9 protein-coding genes are annotated in these 16,662 nt (G+C 40.2%); 2 read left to right on the plus strand and 7 right to left on the minus strand.

Annotated elements, in window-relative coordinates; genetic code table 11:
- Window positions 1-32: 32 nt before the first annotated feature.
- The 4 genes from GVK91_RS14555 to GVK91_RS14570 form a co-directional block, all read right to left on the minus strand.
- Entirely contained in the window at window positions 33-2,585 is a 2,553-nt protein-coding gene (locus GVK91_RS14555) for a tetratricopeptide repeat protein (protein ID WP_159729629.1), read from the minus strand.
- A 228-nt stretch (window positions 2,586-2,813) separates the two neighbouring features.
- Window positions 2,814-3,263 carry a nuclear transport factor 2 family protein gene (locus tag GVK91_RS14560; RefSeq protein WP_159729631.1) on the minus strand — a complete coding sequence of 150 codons (450 nt, stop codon included), beginning with the start codon at window positions 3,261-3,263 and terminating at the stop codon, window positions 2,814-2,816.
- A gap of 355 nt (window positions 3,264-3,618) precedes the next feature.
- Entirely contained in the window at window positions 3,619-4,254 is a 636-nt protein-coding gene (locus GVK91_RS14565; RefSeq protein ID WP_159729633.1) for a hypothetical protein, read from the minus strand.
- 596 nt (window positions 4,255-4,850) lie between these two features.
- The gene (locus GVK91_RS14570; protein ID WP_159729635.1) at window positions 4,851-5,297 is read right to left on the minus strand and encodes a nuclear transport factor 2 family protein; all 447 of its coding nucleotides are present in this window, start codon (window positions 5,295-5,297) and stop codon (window positions 4,851-4,853) included.
- 586 nt (window positions 5,298-5,883) lie between these two features.
- Here GVK91_RS14570 and GVK91_RS14575 point away from each other — a divergent pair.
- On the plus strand, window positions 5,884-8,271 hold the full coding sequence (locus GVK91_RS14575; protein WP_159729637.1) for an ABC transporter permease: 2,388 nt from the start codon (window positions 5,884-5,886) through the stop codon (window positions 8,269-8,271).
- Window positions 8,272-8,443: 172 nt separating this feature from the next.
- Here GVK91_RS14575 and GVK91_RS14580 read toward each other — a convergent pair whose 3' ends face one another.
- The 3 genes from GVK91_RS14580 to GVK91_RS14590 all read right to left on the minus strand — a co-directional run bounded on the left by GVK91_RS14580 (window position 8,444) and on the right by GVK91_RS14590 (window position 12,206).
- Complete coding sequence (locus GVK91_RS14580) at window positions 8,444-9,766, minus strand: BNR repeat-containing protein (RefSeq protein WP_159729639.1); 1,323 nt, start codon at window positions 9,764-9,766, stop codon at window positions 8,444-8,446.
- A 69-nt stretch (window positions 9,767-9,835) separates the two neighbouring features.
- Window positions 9,836-11,077: a DUF2264 domain-containing protein gene (locus GVK91_RS14585; RefSeq protein ID WP_159729641.1), complete on the minus strand. Its 1,242-nt coding sequence runs from the start codon at window positions 11,075-11,077 to the stop codon at window positions 9,836-9,838.
- Between the two features lie 13 nt (window positions 11,078-11,090).
- Complete coding sequence (locus GVK91_RS14590; RefSeq protein ID WP_159729643.1) at window positions 11,091-12,206, minus strand: glycoside hydrolase family 88 protein; 1,116 nt, start codon at window positions 12,204-12,206, stop codon at window positions 11,091-11,093.
- Window positions 12,207-12,636: 430 nt separating this feature from the next.
- Between GVK91_RS14590 and GVK91_RS14595 the strand changes: the two genes are divergently transcribed.
- A complete protein-coding gene (locus GVK91_RS14595) occupies window positions 12,637-16,590 on the plus strand; it encodes a two-component regulator propeller domain-containing protein (RefSeq protein WP_159729645.1) in 3,954 nt (1,317 codons plus the stop codon).
- Window positions 16,591-16,662: the final 72 nt, after the last annotated feature.

Consider the following 16,662-nt stretch of genomic DNA (forward strand, 5'->3'; position numbering starts at 1 on the left):
CACATCTGGCGTATGCCAAATTTTCAGAAGTATTACTTCAACTTCTGTAAGCGCTCTTTCGCCGCGGGCACGATATCATCGTTTTTATCATAATTGTCAATCACACTTTTCAAGGTACTCTTCGCCTGGAAAGCATTGCCTTTACGCGCATAGGCATCAGCAAGCAATAGGAAGCTCTTGGCAACCCAATATTCTTGTGCTTCCCTATTGTTGATTACATCAAAGGCTGTTTCCAGCGCTTTATCATATTCCTTGTTATCATACTGTAGCTGCCCCACACGATACCGCGCTTCTGCGCCGACTGCCGATTGGCTCTTCAGCGCGGCCAGGTTGAATTCTTTCATGGCAGACGCTACATTCTTTTCTTTCAGCAAGGCTTTTCCACTATACAGATGCGCTTTCGCTATTTCTTCCTCCGTTGCTCCGTTGTAATTCTTGACCAGGCTCACGTACTTAGCCATTTGCTCCATATCGCCGAGTTCGAAGTAACACACCATCAGGTTCGTTACCGCATAGCCATAGTTCTTTTTATATTCTTCGTTGAGCTCCAATTTTTTGAGGTGCACAATGGCTTCATTGTATTCTTTAAGATCCAGATATAGCGCAGCAACCGTCAGCAAGGTATTCTCTGAATATTTGCTCGTCCAGTCGTTCAATATGATATTCAGATCGTGTAGTGCTTCCTGTGGATGCCCAGTGCGGTACGAACTCACCCCACGGATGTAACGGGCAAATTTTTCTTGTCTGGGTTTTGGAAATTTATCAAAATAGGCATTGATCGCTTCTACAGCCGCTCCGTATTCTCCCCTGGCGAATAGCGACTGCGCAGCCTGGAAAGCCATGTTATCTAGCTCTGCAGGACTCAGATTACTGACATTGGTACCGACAGCATAACGGATATAGCTTGAAGCATCCCCCTGATCGAGGTAAATATTTTCGATGAAACGCATGGCCTGCTCGGCTTCAGCAGTTCGGGTATATTTCTCCACCACCTTCTGAAAAGTCGCTTTCGCCGCTTCGGGCTCATCGTTATTGTACTGCACGAGCCCTATGGTCATTAAAGCGCGGGGAATATAACTGCTACGGGGGTACTTTTCGACCATTGCTTGCAATCCTTCGATAGCACGACCATAATCACCCATCGTGAAATAAGTATAGGGAATTTCAAAGGCCGCATCATCCGCATAGTTCGAAGATGGAAATTGCTTCAAAACGGACCGCAGCGTACTGAGCTTGGTTTCGTTGTTACCTTGCAGACCAAATAAGATACCGCGCTGGAATAGGGCATAATCCTGATTGGGCGCTTTGCTGTCGATCAGCTGATCATAGTACTTATTTGCCCGGCCGTAATCGCGCAGACACAGATACGAATCGCCTAGGCGTGCAATGACATCATACCGTATATTTTGATCCACCGCATTTCCTCCAGCAGCCAAAAAACGTTCAAAATAATTGGCCGCCAGTTCAAAACGGTTGTTTCGGTAAGCCGCATACGCCAACCCATAATTTGCATAATTATACAGGTCGCTATTCCGAGCGACGGGCAGGCTCAGAAACTGGGAGAAGTTTTCTACGGCTTCACCAAATTTGCGCACTTCATACATGGCCTCTGCTTTCCAATAGGTTGCAAGAGCGGCCATTTCAGCATTGACCGGAAACTTTTCAGATCGCATAAACATGGATATGCTATTTTCGAAAGCGCGCTCGTTATAAAACTCCAGTCCGCGGTAGTAGGTTACCTTTTGATAGATCGCATTGACCTCCCGACCGCGCTCTTTTAGCGATTCCAGCATACTAACACCGGCATGGAAGTTGGTCGTCCCACGTAGAATTTCAGCGGATAGTGTTTCGGCACTTTCCTTTCTTTTTGAACCCGGATCGACAGGTTTCACTTCTTGGGCGATATATTTTTCGAGGACTTTTTGTGCCGCTTGGGTGGAGTCCATTGCAAACAAGATTTTAGCATAGTTAAATAGCGCATCGGCTTTCACTTGCTGGTCTAAATCCAGTTTTGTCGCTTTGACAAAAGCATTTCGTGCAGCTTGCTTGTCGCCAGTCTCCAGAGCGATATGGCCTAATGTCATGATCGCCCCCTGATAAAAGGCATCCGAAGGTTTTATGGCCTCCAGCATACCGCTCGCTCTTTTGTATTCGCCAGCGCCATAAGCCAGATAGCTGATGCGATAATTATCGATATTACTTTGCGAAGCGTCTGGGTGCCGTTTCATCAATTCGTGATAATAGGCCTGTTTATATTTTTGTTGTGCTAAATAGGTGGCTGTGGCAATTTGGCGCAGCTCCGTCTCGATAGCATCGCGGTTGATATGCGTCATATCCGGACTACGGCGTACTTTGACCGCATCGGCCAGCATAGGCCGGTAGTCGCGTACGACATCAATGGAATCCATGGTTTGAACCTCTCCGCCGCCACCTTGCACACTATGTTGCTGTTGCTGTTGTTTCTCTTTCTTTTCTTTCTGTTGTTTCCCCACTTCCTGCGCATAACCTGTAACCAGCAAAGCCGAGAGCGTACCAGTAAACAGGTATTTCAGGTAATTGTGACCGATTCTTTCTTTCAATATCATTGTTCGTCCGTATTTCTGAATTGTTCCAAACGTTCCTTTGCCGAGGAGACATAGGGTTATCCCTAACTAGTGTATTCAAAACTAAAGAATTCCAAGCACATTCGGTAATTTACACCTCATAGTTGCTTCGTTTCAACGATTTAGAACAAAACACGCTATTCCATTGCTCTATCGGCAACTGAATTTATACAATAATGGAGCCAAGAAGAAAAAATAAAAGAGTGGTTCTTACTGATAGGAATGGACTGACTTGGATACCTGCCAACTGCCATTCTCATAAACTAAAGTCACTAGGTCAGTCATGCTAAAGCTGTCAAATTTCAATACAATTTTTGCAATCATATAATTTGCGGATTTTTCGACAATCTTGATATGCGTTTTACAGTTCAGAATTTCTCCCTGCTGTTTTTTTAAAGATTTAATCAAAGCCTGGCGTCCGTAGTAGGTCTGTATATTGGAAGCCTGGATCCTTTGGCTGAAATCTTCCGCAAATAATTGCTCTAAACCCACAGATTCTCCAGCCGTCGTTACAGCAACATAATGCTGCAAAGCGAAGTCTGCTGTGGAAAGATTAATGCTAATTTTTTCTGGTTTTGATACTGGTTTTTCAGCTGCCATGGCAACTGACGATAAGCAGATTAAAGCTGCTGCCGTGAATGTTTTTACGAATGCTTTCATACTATCTTTTTGTTCTATTGTGTTAGTCTATATACCCTTACTTGTTGATCCAAAACTAAAGTTCAATATATCTCTGGCCTATGGACTTTAGACCAACGATATTTGAATATCGGTGAATGGCGGAAATGTAAAGGTGAATATAACAACCATCTTAGCTGCTGCATGCCAAATACTATACCAGTGGCTACAATAAGAACATTTGTGCCTCTCAGCACATTTAAAGGCATTTTCAAGATTCTTTACGAAAAAGAAAATGTGCGCATACGAACAGTTTCAAAATAGATTGTTCGCATACGCACACCGCATAAAAAGCCTAGCAAAAGATTAATGATTACTGTCTGCTGACCAAGTTGATTTATTTCGTTTTCTTTATCGGTGTATCGACTGATATTGCAAAAAAATCGTCAGGAAGCTCCCTTGCTTCAATCTTTTGAGCTACCGATTCCATTTTGAATTGCTCATTATCGACCACAATTTTCAATGGAACAGACTTGGCTTTTGATAAATAGTAGTTCCAGTTTCCATAATTATGCATCTGATACTTCGTAAAATCAACAGGGTACTTTGATGTGTAGAAATAGGTTGTCTGCCCACCTTGCGTCTTTAAAATCAAGGCATCACAATCTTCCCCCAATATTTTCTCTTTATTCTTAACGAGCTCATAACTTATAACTGCATCTGATTTCACATCGGCATCAAACCAATAAAGTGTGTCGGATCGGCTCGTCTTATTGTAAAGTCTATTGGTTTCACCAATATATAACTGTATTGTTATACCGACACCATTTGTGCACGATTTATAATTCCCCGATTTAATAAAATATTCTTGCTTATCACCTAGAAGAATCTTCATTTGTTCACTAGTGACGCTTGAATTCTTACTTTGAAAGCTATTTTGATAAATAATTTCCCCTTCAAATGCTTCTTGAGCATAGCCTTTCAATGTGACGGATAGCAATAATAAAAATAACAATAATCTATTTGCGTTCATTTGATATTAATAAGCTTTTTATGCTATAACTATTAAAGTGGGAACTTCAACCGAGTGTCTAAACTAAATTGAATCACTTTTTGAATATAATACAGGTTAATGCCGCAAACTTAAGAATATTCGTCGTATTTCATTGATTTCACTCAATTAACTGATACACCACTATTGGTCAAGATTTAGTTAAAAAAGAGAATTTTTAATGAAATAGCTATGCTTATTCCTTGCTGATTCTTTGCCGTTTCTTTGGTGTTTCTTTGCTCTTTGTTCGGGTCTTCTTTGGGATTGGCTTGGGCTTCGTCTGCTATTTCTTTGGTGTTTCTTCGGTGTTTCTTCGGTGTTTCATTGGTGTTTCGTTGGTAAAAAAGCAAAGAAACAGCAAAGGAATACGTATCTATAAGATAACTTGGTTCCTGCCATAAGTGAGCACTTGTCCCGAAAGAAGCAAATGATGATTAGCAAATTCACGTATAACGATGCTGAATGTTAGCGCACGTTTCGTAAGTTAGAGTTAGAAAAACGAACTGTCCACAATAACATAAAAAAAGCCACATCTCCTGATGTGGCCCTACAACTTATATATTGAATTAAAATGACTCCTATTTATACGAATTGATCGATTTGGACACTTTCCAGTCATTTCCTTCACGGACAAAAGTCACTAGATCTGTCTTGCTGAAATCCTCAAATTTCAAGGTCACCCTGGCCACCATATAATCTGCTGATTCTTCAAGTACATCTGTACTCACTGTACAGTTGAGCTTTTCGCCTTTTTGTTTTTTCAAGGACTTAACCACTTCACTACGGCTATTTGACTTCAGTTTTGCCGTTTGGACCTTTTGATTAAAATCCTCAGCAAACAATTGTTCTACACCAGCCGATTCACCTTCAGTCATTACAGCAACATAGTGCTCTAAAGCAAAGTCTGCTGTTGATAGGTTAACGTTTGTTTTTGCTGATTTTGATCCGGGACCTTCAGCTGCCATAGCACATGTTGAAATTGCGATTAAGGCTGCTGCTGCGATTGTTTTTACTAGCATTTTCATAATATCTTTATTTTATCGTGTAAGTTTTTTCTATTCTTATTTGTTGATTCAAAACTACTACTCTAGATGCTTCTTGCTCACAGACTTTAGATCAACAACGGGTAAAACTCGGTGAATGACTGAAATGAAAAGGTGAACTTCAAAATGCATAAAGAACTTAAGATCAATTTTATTAGCTCCGTGCCAAATACTATACCAGTTGTCCTGTGAGTTCAATAACGGCTTCTATGACCTTTTAAAGCATATTCCATATCTTTTTCAGAAAAAGTAGCTGTACGGATGCGAACAGTTTATTGCGATATTGTTCACATGCGTACACCCTATTAAATGCTGGCTAAAAGATGAATTGAAGCCATAAGATGTGAGCTGGCTAACTATGTAATCATTCTCCGTTCGCAAGCGAACAGTATTGTTCACAATCGAACAATTTAATACGGCTACAAAAACAATCAAAACACTGAATACTAAACACTTAAAGCTTAGGCAAAACTATTGATGCAATTAAAACTAATTGATCTCAAGCATGTTGCATGAAATAAAAATGATATGCAATGCAATGAATTTTTAAGATTAAAATTAGGAAATCATGTATAATTACTTAAAAGTCGGTTGGCGGAAATTGTTCAGAAACAAAATCTTCTCCTTAATCAATATACTAGGATTATCGTTGGGCCTAGCCGCATGCTGGATTATCCTCTTATTTGTGAATGATGAATTGAGTTATGATCGTTATTTTACGCAGGCAGACCGTATATATCGCGTTGTTTCCCACGGAAAATGGGATGGTGGTTCCTTTGATATAACAGGAACTGCAGGTCCCCTTGCAAATGTTATTAAAGATGAATTTCCAGGCGTAAAGGAAGCTACCCGATTAGATATCGAGGGCGGTGGTATAATTACCATTGATAATCAACAAACAAAAGTCAACGAAATCTTCCTCGCAGACAAGAATTTCTTCAATCTATTTGACTATAATTTTCTTGCTGGCAATCCTGCAACGGCATTGGCTAATCCCCAGTCTATTGTACTGACAGAAGACTTAGCCGTGCAATTATTTGGATCCGTAGAAACAGCAGTCAATAAAACGCTTTATTTCAATAAATCTGAACCCAGCCTTGTCACGGCTGTTATACAAAATGTACCTCAAAATACACATTTCAGCTTCAGAGCTATCCGTTCCTTTTCAAAAGACTTTAATCCTGATTGGAATCAACTTTACCTTTATACTTATGTACTATTAAAAGATCAGTCATACTTGCCCCAACTTCAAAAAAAACTTCCTTACATCGTAAAAAAATATATTCATGGACGGGACCTCGATTTTGATTATAAAATCGAATTACAACCAATTACGGATATCCACCTGCATTCTAATCTAAGTTATGAGCTTGGCAATAATAGCAATATCAAATATGTTTACATCTTTTCCATTGTCGGTGCATTAGTACTTTTAATTGCAATCGTAAATTATATTAATATCACGACGGCGCAGGCTTCAATAAGGATGAGAGAAATTGCCGTCCGAAAAGTAATCGGATCCAGCACTTTAAATCTAACAAAGCAGTTTCTTGTTGAAACGTCTTTAATCATCTTTTGTGCAGCATTGTTAAGCATATTGCTGGCGTCAACTTTTCTTCCATGGCTAAACCAAATGATCGGTAAGCAATTGGATTTATGGCATTTTGGAATAGGGAAAACCTTACTGTTTGTACTTCCATTTATCGTATTTTTAGTATTCACTACCGGTATTTATCCAGCTTTAGTACTTGCTGGACTAAAGACTATTCCTTCGCTAAAAAATCAGATCGGAACACATGGATTCCAACATCTACTAAGAAAATCACTTGTGGTTTTTCAATTTGTAATCGCAGTATTGCTTATTGTATCCACCATGGTCATTTTTCTACAATTGAATTTTATGACGACAAAAAACCTGGGTTTTGACAAAAATCAGGTCATGGTTTTCCATCTGGACAATGAATCCACTCGCAATAAAGGTGACGAGCTCAGAAATAGCTTACTTGAAGATAGCCATATCACAGAAGTAGCGTTCGCCAGCAATCCAATTGGGAAAAACGACATTGGCGTGGGAACTTTCAATGTTGAAAATAATGGAAAAATTGATCCCAACTTTACACTCGCCAATACCTTAAAAATTGACCCTAATTTTATCCCAGCAATGCATATTCAACTGGTTAAGGGAAGAAATTTCGACAGTACCATGCCAACAGATAGCGCCTCTGTCATTATAAACGCAGCATTTGCAAAAAAACAAGGCTGGACAAACGCTATAGGTAAAAGGATCGAATTTGGAAGAGACACAACTGGAAAATCCATCCTGAAATCTGTTATCGGGGTGGTCGGCGACTTTCATATTTATTCGCTTCAGCACAAAATAGAGCCTCTTATCCTAGAACTTCCAGCTAATAAAATGGAAATGGACAATATTTATATTCGCATGAAATCGACAAATGTAGAGCATACAATTTCGCATATAAACAAAGTTTACAGTAAATATGTACCCGATTATCCTTTAGAATACACATTTTTAGATAAGACCTTTGAACATCAATACAATTCGGAAATAAAACAGGGTCAAATACTATTAATTTTTGCCTTATTGTCTATCGTTATTGCCTGTTTAGGACTATTTGGTGTAATCACATTTGCTATTCAATTGCGAATAAAAGAAATTGGTATACGCAAAACATTAGGTGCAACATTAAGCAACCTCGTTTATCTTCTGTGCTCTGATATGGTTAAACTGGTCGGTATAGCCCTGTTGATTGCACTGCCGCTCGGATGGTTATTGATGAACCAGTGGCTGCAAGAGTTCGCTTATCGCATTTCGGTCAGCTGGTGGATACTTGTAGTTGCCGGGATCATCGCACTGTTAATTGCTATTCTAACCCTATGTACCAGAGCAATAGCCGCTGCAAAAGCTAATCCGGTCGACAGCTTAAAAGTGGATTAAGAATTTGTATCCACTATACTTCCGTGTAATTATGATTGTTATTGATAAAATTCGTTGCGTACAAAATCGTTTTTATTGAGCTTATCTAGCTCTCTTATCAAATAATAGCGATGTAGAAAACCTGTTAAGACGACAATCTTTTTACCCGGATATTTTCGAGCCATACTCTTTCTCAATCACGCCATTCTACTACCCGTATTGCTGTCGCGGGAGCATCAGCGAGTCCCTCAGCATCCTTTTGCACTGTAGACTGCACAAATAAAGCAACTTTACGTTTCTTTTGCCACAACTGGGTATCATATGTAGGTTCCCAAGCCCCTACGGACTGCTCACAAAGATCAATAATGTCATTTGCCTCTTGATGCATGCCATTCAACCTCAGTATCGAAGGTCGGTAACCGCGCTCCTGATCCCGAAAGACCAGCGTCAACATTATTTTATTGTCTTTTCCGCGAACCAACACCTGGGGCCTGGCGATTGGAATATCCTTTGTTCCACCACCACTCAAACTAAAAGGTGTTTTTCTAAAATCAAAAGACCGGATCTTCCATTCACCCTCTTGTAAATAGATTACCTTATATTGCGGGATCTGTGTTCCTGCATCACGCCAGTAACTAGCGATAAAAGGATTCCCTTTTTCATCCGCAGCGATAGAGGTTTGATTAATCAATTCGTGCTGCTGGGGTATATGGGCCGCATACTCGACCGTAGATTCTTTCATGGGCAAATCGTACCGCATGCCATTACTCTTTTGCCAGGTTAATCCGCCATCTTTTGAACATGCATAAGCCATATCATGATTGCTTTCCACGTTGGGACTCTCCCGCCAGACCCAAGAAAGATGTATCGTCCCCCGACGATCCACATAACTTTGCCAATAGGCATTTCTCCGTCCCTCGCCATCAATCAGATTGCTATGCATCCGCTCCCATTTTTGCTGCTTACTATCGTACTTATTGACCACAAGATTACCATGACCGGATCCGCCGTCACGATATAAAAACAGTAACTCGCCACTAGGCAGCTTTAAGAATTCAGGGTAGGTTACCTTTGATTCATTTTGTCCCAGCATGGCTTGCTCATAACCTAGCACAAGACTATTGGGGTGAAGGGTACGTGCATATCTCAACTTGCTGTCATGCTGATCCCAACAAACGTGGAGATATCCAGCCTTATCCACCATAATACTAATCACATTATGAGCATCCTTCACATGCCCAGTATAGCCGGTACGTCGCAACTTCCATACCTTGCCAGAAAGTAATCGCTGGCCTAAAACTACATATCCAGCTTCATCATAATAAGCGATATATTGGTATTTACCATTGCTGGTTAATGAATTTTTACGAAATACGGTTGTGTTGACCGTGTTCTTTGCCCAGCCATTTCCGACAAGCGTATTCTTAATTTTCTGCCCTTGTGCATTGTAAATAAACAAGAGACACGCGCAAATGAGCATCCCCACTCTTACTAGTTGATTTAGATATTGTTTCATTGAATTTTTTATACATTTGTTGAGCCCACCAGATCCTTTTGAAAGGAGACTTATTCCCGGAATTTGGGGTTATTGAATGGCTTTACCCTGATCTTTATGCCAGTCCTGTCCTGACCAGATACGCCGTGCACTCCAGTCGCTAGCTTCACTTGTCCAAAAAGAATCTCCGTCGGGTAATCCCAAAGGCAAAAAAATTACTGAACATAAATAGGGGCTCCCCTGATTATTGTATGGATCACCCAAGCCCGGCTGATTACCATACATACCCAGTGTCAGCCAGCCATTTTCATACGTATTTGGGTTTTCGGTCGATTTTTTCAATACCGCAGACAGGGCAGCCTTCACCTGTCCTTCGCTGAGTTCCCTAGGGAGTCGTCTCTTGAACGCCATATCTGCAAGATGATGGAAAGCTGCCGCGCGATAGATTATGGACCTTCCTGTCGGAGGAAAGCTACCGTCGGCATTGATCAACCGTTCCTGAATAATGGCATAGCGCTCATTTCGGAGCTTGATTTTTGCAAACATCCCATCATAGTTTTTAGTTTTCAACTGTATGAAATCCATAATTCCGGCCAAGAAGGGATGGATAACATAACTATTATAGTAATCAAATGCATAATGCGGACCATCCATATACATTCCATCTCCAACATACCACTGTTCCAATTGCTGCAGCGCATAATCAACACGCATCACATCCCAATCATCCGAATATTTCGCTAAAAAAACTTCATTCATTGCTGAAAAGAGTAACCAATTTGAATAAGCCGGTCGAAATTGGCGTGTAATTTTTATGGATGCTACCAAATTCTTTTTTGTCTGATTGTCGATATGATCCCACAGCCAAGGACTGCGCATAAATCCCAAAGCGATAAATGAGGCATCAACAAGCTGTTGACCACCGAGATCAAAACGCATAAAATCACGCGCATTGCTGTCCAAAGCATTTTTAAGTGCTTGAACAGTCCATGCTCTGTATTGATCGCGTAACTTTATCTCTTCAGCCGAACCGCCATCCAAGGAAAGCCAGGGTGCTATGCCTGACAATACCCTTCCCAAGACTTCAACATATTGTACTTTGATGCGCTGTTCCTTATTATCCACGTGTATAGAAGTCATTTGTGGCATAGTTAACCGCAGGCTATCATGGGCCAGACTGCGGAGGACGGGACGCAGCATATGATCCATTTCTTTAAGCCAAAAAGCTCTATCCGTCTCTTTTGTTGATGCAGGTTTCTTCTTCAAGCCCTGTCCAAAGACAGTATGGCCTGTCAGAAGAATAACAAAGAACAATAAAATCTTATTTTTCATTTTCAAATCCAGTCTATTTTTTAGCTAAATAACGATACATTTCCGAGCCGGCTAATAAAAACGCACCTACACCAAAAGGAGCTGTAGAGTTGGTATCCACCACCTGTCCGGGGATAGCTTTTTCACCGATAGGTTGTATATACCCAATTCTGCCATCGGGTTGTAAAGCGATCTCACTAAGATATTTCCAGCCTTTAACCGCAGCATCTTTAAATTTAAAATCGCTTAGCAAGCCATTATTTATTCCCCAGAGCAGTCCATAAGTAAAAAAAGCCGTTCCGCTTGTTTCCCGACCGGGTGCATGTTCGGGATCTAACATGCTTCGAGTCCAAAATCCCTCCTGCTGTTGGCAATTAATGATAGCGGCTGCCATATCCTTAAAGCGATCCTGATAGTAGGTATAATGTTTATCCTCCTGAGGTAGATCTTGAAGAACCTTTGCAAATGCAGCGAACACCCAGCCATCGCCACGAGCCCAAAAATCCTTTTTGCCATGTAAGCTCTGGTGTTTGGGGAAGACATATTTTGCATCGCGGTAATACAATTTCTCTTCCCGATCAAACATGATACTATCGGCATATTGCAAATAAGTATACATCTTATCCAGATAAAGTGAATTTCCTGTCAATTTGTACATTTTCGCCATCACGGGCATCACCATATACAAACCATCGGCCCACCACCAATAGTCCTGTTTATTGGAGTGGATCTGATATTCCATGACTTCCTGAGCTCGTGCAATCTTGTCAGGGCTCGGCGATAAATGATAGAGATCGATATAGGTTTGGAAACAAATTTGCCAGTCACCAAAAAGAACGTGTTCGTCTGTTTCTCCATAGTTGTATTTCCAAAGTTGTGTATTGGTAGACTTGGCACCTTTCCAATCATTGTATTTGGCCCAATCCTCAGCATATTTTAAGTCGCCCGCTGATTTTGAAATCTTATAGAATTCCATATTTCCGGTATGATAAGCTGCCTGATCCCAAAAAGCCCAAACCTCGGGCTTATGATGAGACTGCCAGTATTGGTTTGCCTTATTTAGCTGAGCAAGTACGGCTTCTTTGTTCAGTTGCTGTCCAAATGAAAAATGTCCTACAAACAATAGACATAAGATTAAATTGATCCGCATATATTTAGATGTATAGTATTTTTTGATAAATCAGCACAAAAGCTGCTTTAAATTGGTTTGTACACTATTTAATGGAGACACTCATTACTTTCTTCCCGATTTTTTTTGCTTTATAAAGCAAAAATGTTAGCTGTAATACAGGCCTTTTTATATAAACGTACAATATACACTTATTTTAAAAAACAATCGTATCTTTAGCCATACAATCTTCAATTTGACTGTTTTCAATTGCAAATAGTCGTTTTCAAGATAATAACCTATGATAGGATAAATCGATAATTTTACCTGATATCGGAAATACCATACGAACAAAACTGCTAACATGCCTAGTTTCAACAGACTCCTATATTCTCGTCAGGCCTTAATCCTGGTATTCGTTCTCATCCTTGTTCACTCAAGTATGCTGACCCTAGCACAATTTCCCAGGGAGATGAATAGAGGTTTGTCCAATAGTTCGGTGAAATCCATATTTCAGGATAGTCAGGGCTTTATATGGCTCGGTACCTTCGACGGGCTTAACAGATTCGACGGTTACGATATAAAAACCTATAGAAACCAGCTAAATAACGAAAATAGCATTCCGCATAATTATATCTATTGTATAGCAGAAGACCACAATAAAAAATTGTGGATAGGAACCGGTCAAGGGATTGGAATCTACGACCGAAATTTTGACACCTTCTCCCGTTTAAATTATAGAGACCAAAAATCGAAACGGTCATATCATCTCAACGCCGACACGAAATCCATTCAAATCGATAGTGACAATAATATTTATATAGGCACAAACGGCTGGGGGCTATTTTACAAAAGTCATAAAGAAGCATATGCCATGCAAATCGCTTTTAAAGATTATAAATCGAACCTATCCAGCTTATACTACCATGTATCCGCGACGCATATTGATGCAGTAGGTCGGGTATGGATTTTTATAGAGGGAAGCGGTTTATATGCTTTCGATAAAAAAACACAGCAGTTGCTTCTTGTATCAAAGGTCATTACCAGTGCAACCTGTATGGCTAGTACAAACAGCGGTGAACTCTTTATTGGTAATTACGAGGGACTATTTGTTTTGAAAATCAAAGACGGCATGCTTTCGACATTGTATTCGCAGGAGCTTAAATCGAGTCAGATCAATATGCTGACGCTGGAAGGACAAAACAAACTTTGGATAGCCACCCAAAACAATGGCATTTTTATACTTAACCTATCTCATGGAAAAGGAGAAAACAAAAATGATCTACAGCCCGTTCAATTTTCACTGAATAGCAAGACCATTTATACGGTTTACATAGACTCCCAGCGTAAAATATGGATCGGCACCGGAAAAGGCGGAATTGAGACGATTGATAACAATGGCTATAAATTTAATTATTTACAGCAGAAACATTATGCAGGCTTTAACTTGGCGCACAAATTTGTCCGTTCTTTTGTTGAATATGATAACAAGATCTGGATTGGTACCGAAGGCAATGGTCTTTATGTATGGGATAGCAAGACCAATGAGGTTCAGTCTTTTCAAAAAGGGCCACAGCAATTGCCAGACAATACGGTAAACCATCTTTTGACTGGAACTAATGGAGAACTATGGATAGCAACCGAAAGGGGCCTTGCGCGTTACACAAAGGGGTCGGGTTTTAAATATTATGTTTGTAGAACGCCAAATGGGATTCTAAATAACAGTGTACAGTTACTTTTTAAGGATCAGGATGAGAAGATCTGGGCAGCGACATTTTCTGAGGGAAGAGTATATACATATAATCCGACAAGCGACCAATTTGAAGTATTCAGCGAAGACATCTATGATATCAATTGTATGATTGATGATCAGAAAGGTAATATCTGGATGGGGAATTACAATGAGATCATACAGCTAAACAAGCAGACGAAAAAAATCTCCAGATATTTAATCGGAAAACCTGTTCGTGCCATTCAGCTCGGAAAAAATAACAGACTTTGGCTGGGAACAGAAGGAAAGGGACTCTTGGCATTTGATATCAGTTTAAAAAAGATTGTCGAAAATTATTCCACAAACGAAGGATTGAGCAACAATGCCGTACTTAATATTTTGGAAGATAAAACTGGAAAATTGTGGTTAAGCACCTTTAATGGGCTTTCGAAGTTCGATCCTTCCACTAAAAAATTTGTACGGTACGAAGAAACTGACGGACTTCAAAGCAACGAATTTTCCTATGGGGCAGCTCTTAAGCTCAAAGACGGCCATCTTCTTTTCGGAGGGAACAACGGTTTTAACATCTTTGACGCCGATAGCATTAAACTGAAAATTTATGAACCTGCCTTAGCTATCACAAGCCTTAAAATTAACAATAAAAAGATTGCCGACCTGAACGACAGGGTCGATATTGGAACAGATCATAGCATTCACAAATTGACGCTCCCCTACAATCAATCCACTTTTTCGCTGGAGTTTGCAGCCCTGGAGTTTGATTCCCCACAAAAGATAAAATACAGGTATCTATTGGAAGGATTGGACAAGGGATGGAACGATGCAGGGTCTACCCGATCAATAAATTACAACGGTCTGCATGAAGGAACTTATATTCTGCATATTCAATCGACCGACTCGGAAGGCAACTGGACGAATAAACAGATTAAGCTCGAGATTCAAATTCTTCCGCCTTGGTATAGAAGCTGGTGGGCCTACCTGCTTTACACGCTGGTTATTGCCTATATCGGACTATGGTATCTGCGCTATCGGAGAAGGCAAATCGCTTTAAATTACGAAATACAGCTTTCAAAATTTACCATTCAGAAAGAAAGAGAACTCAATGATAAGAGGCACGCATTTTTCACGAATATATCGCATGAATTTAGAACACCACTGACCTTAATTATTAATCCGATTAAAGATCTGCTTAAGACCAAAAACGAGTCCAAGGACAACGCTTCCCTTCAGGTTGTACATAGAAATGCCAAAAGACTGTTGAGCTTGGTGGACCAGCTGCTTGTATTTAGAAAAACAGAGGACGGTGCCGAACAGCTCAAAACAAGTATTTTTGACTGCCAAAGCTTTATGAAAGAAATATTTCTATATTTCGCTGCTCAGGCAAAATTGCAAAAGATAGATTATCAGTTCCAGGAGAATTCCGATCCGATTTATGTCAATGCCGACAAAGAAAAAATTGAGATCATCTTATGCAATCTCATATCAAATGCCTTTAAATTTACGCCTTCAAATGGTGCTATCCACATTGCCTTATCGCAACAGGGGCGGGAATTAACCATTCAGATCAAAGATTCGGGAAAAGGTATCCCCGAACATCTTGGCGATAGGATATTTGACAAATATTTTTCGGATCCTCTCAATGGTCCCAAAAAACAAACAGGATTCGGGATTGGGATGTACCTTGTCAAAACTTTTGTTGAAATGCACGCCGGAACAATAAATTACACGAGTTCAGCAACAGCGGGAACAACATTCGACCTCGTTTTGCCTATCTTAGCACAACAAACCCCAGCTGAAGAACCATTGGCGGATGTAGCGCTCCACAATGAGTCGGGGATTCAAATGCTATACGATTCGCAAGTAGTGACGGAAACCGTTCCCTTATTCCCGACAGCTATATCAAGCAAAAAATTCAGTGTCTTATTGGTTGACGACGACGATGCTATCCGCAGCTATCTTACCGACATTTTTAAGGTAGACTACACGGTCTATAATGCCCATAATGGTGTTCAGGCACTCGATATGATCAAGGAAAAACAACCTGATCTGGTAATAAGTGATATTATCATGGAAGAGATGGATGGATTGTCACTTTGCAAAGCCGTAAAATCTAATGCTACGCTCAACCATATTCAAATCATCCTACTTACTTCAAGTACCTCTGATAGCACTAAATTGGCCGGAATTCAATATGGTGCCGATGATTATATCCATAAGCCATTTGATTCGGAAATATTGTTGCTCCGGGTCAAAACATTGCTGCAGAACAAAAAGAACCTGCAGGACTTTTTCTTTAATGCGATTACGCTACAGTCCAATGAGCTAAAGATACCGATCACAGACAAGCTATTGATAGAACGGTGCATTGAGATTATTGAAGAGAACCTGTTGGAAGAACTGACTGTAATAAGTCTTGCCGAAAAAACAGGCATGAGTCATTCTTCACTCTATAAAAAAATTAAAACTATTTCAGGCAAATCGATCAATGAATTTATCAGGTCGGTACGACTCAAAAAAGCAGCAGAAATGCTCATACTGACAGATTCAAAAATTAATGAAGTAGCTAACTTAACAGGTTTCTACGACCAACGCTACTTTAGACAGCAGTTCAGCAAATTGTTTGGCCATACGCCATCCGACTATGTCAAAAAGTATCGAAAAGCGTTTCAGAATGAATTCCATGTCGATCGGCCTTAGTCTGAATTGTCAAAAATAAAATAAGCCCTGTACAACAATTACGAACGGTTGTTGCTGTACAGGGCCTCTTAT

The sequence above is a fragment of the Sphingobacterium sp. 18053 genome (genome assembly GCF_902706145.1).
Classification (GTDB): Bacteria; Bacteroidota; Bacteroidia; order Sphingobacteriales; family Sphingobacteriaceae; genus Sphingobacterium; species Sphingobacterium paramultivorum.

Coding starts and splice junctions, on each gene's coding strand:
- GVK91_RS14555 (WP_159729629.1), bottom strand. CDS start 2,585: ATGATATTGAAAGAAAGAATCGGTCACAATTACCTGAAATACCTGTTT.
- GVK91_RS14560 (WP_159729631.1), bottom strand. CDS start 3,263: ATGAAAGCATTCGTAAAAACATTCACGGCAGCAGCTTTAATCTGCTTA.
- GVK91_RS14565 (WP_159729633.1), bottom strand. CDS start 4,254: ATGAACGCAAATAGATTATTGTTATTTTTATTATTGCTATCCGTCACA.
- GVK91_RS14570 (WP_159729635.1), bottom strand. CDS start 5,297: ATGAAAATGCTAGTAAAAACAATCGCAGCAGCAGCCTTAATCGCAATT.
- GVK91_RS14575 (WP_159729637.1), top strand. CDS start 5,884: ATGTATAATTACTTAAAAGTCGGTTGGCGGAAATTGTTCAGAAACAAA.
- GVK91_RS14580 (WP_159729639.1), bottom strand. CDS start 9,766: ATGAAACAATATCTAAATCAACTAGTAAGAGTGGGGATGCTCATTTGC.
- GVK91_RS14585 (WP_159729641.1), bottom strand. CDS start 11,077: ATGAAAAATAAGATTTTATTGTTCTTTGTTATTCTTCTGACAGGCCAT.
- GVK91_RS14590 (WP_159729643.1), bottom strand. CDS start 12,206: ATGCGGATCAATTTAATCTTATGTCTATTGTTTGTAGGACATTTTTCA.
- GVK91_RS14595 (WP_159729645.1), top strand. CDS start 12,637: ATGAATAGAGGTTTGTCCAATAGTTCGGTGAAATCCATATTTCAGGAT.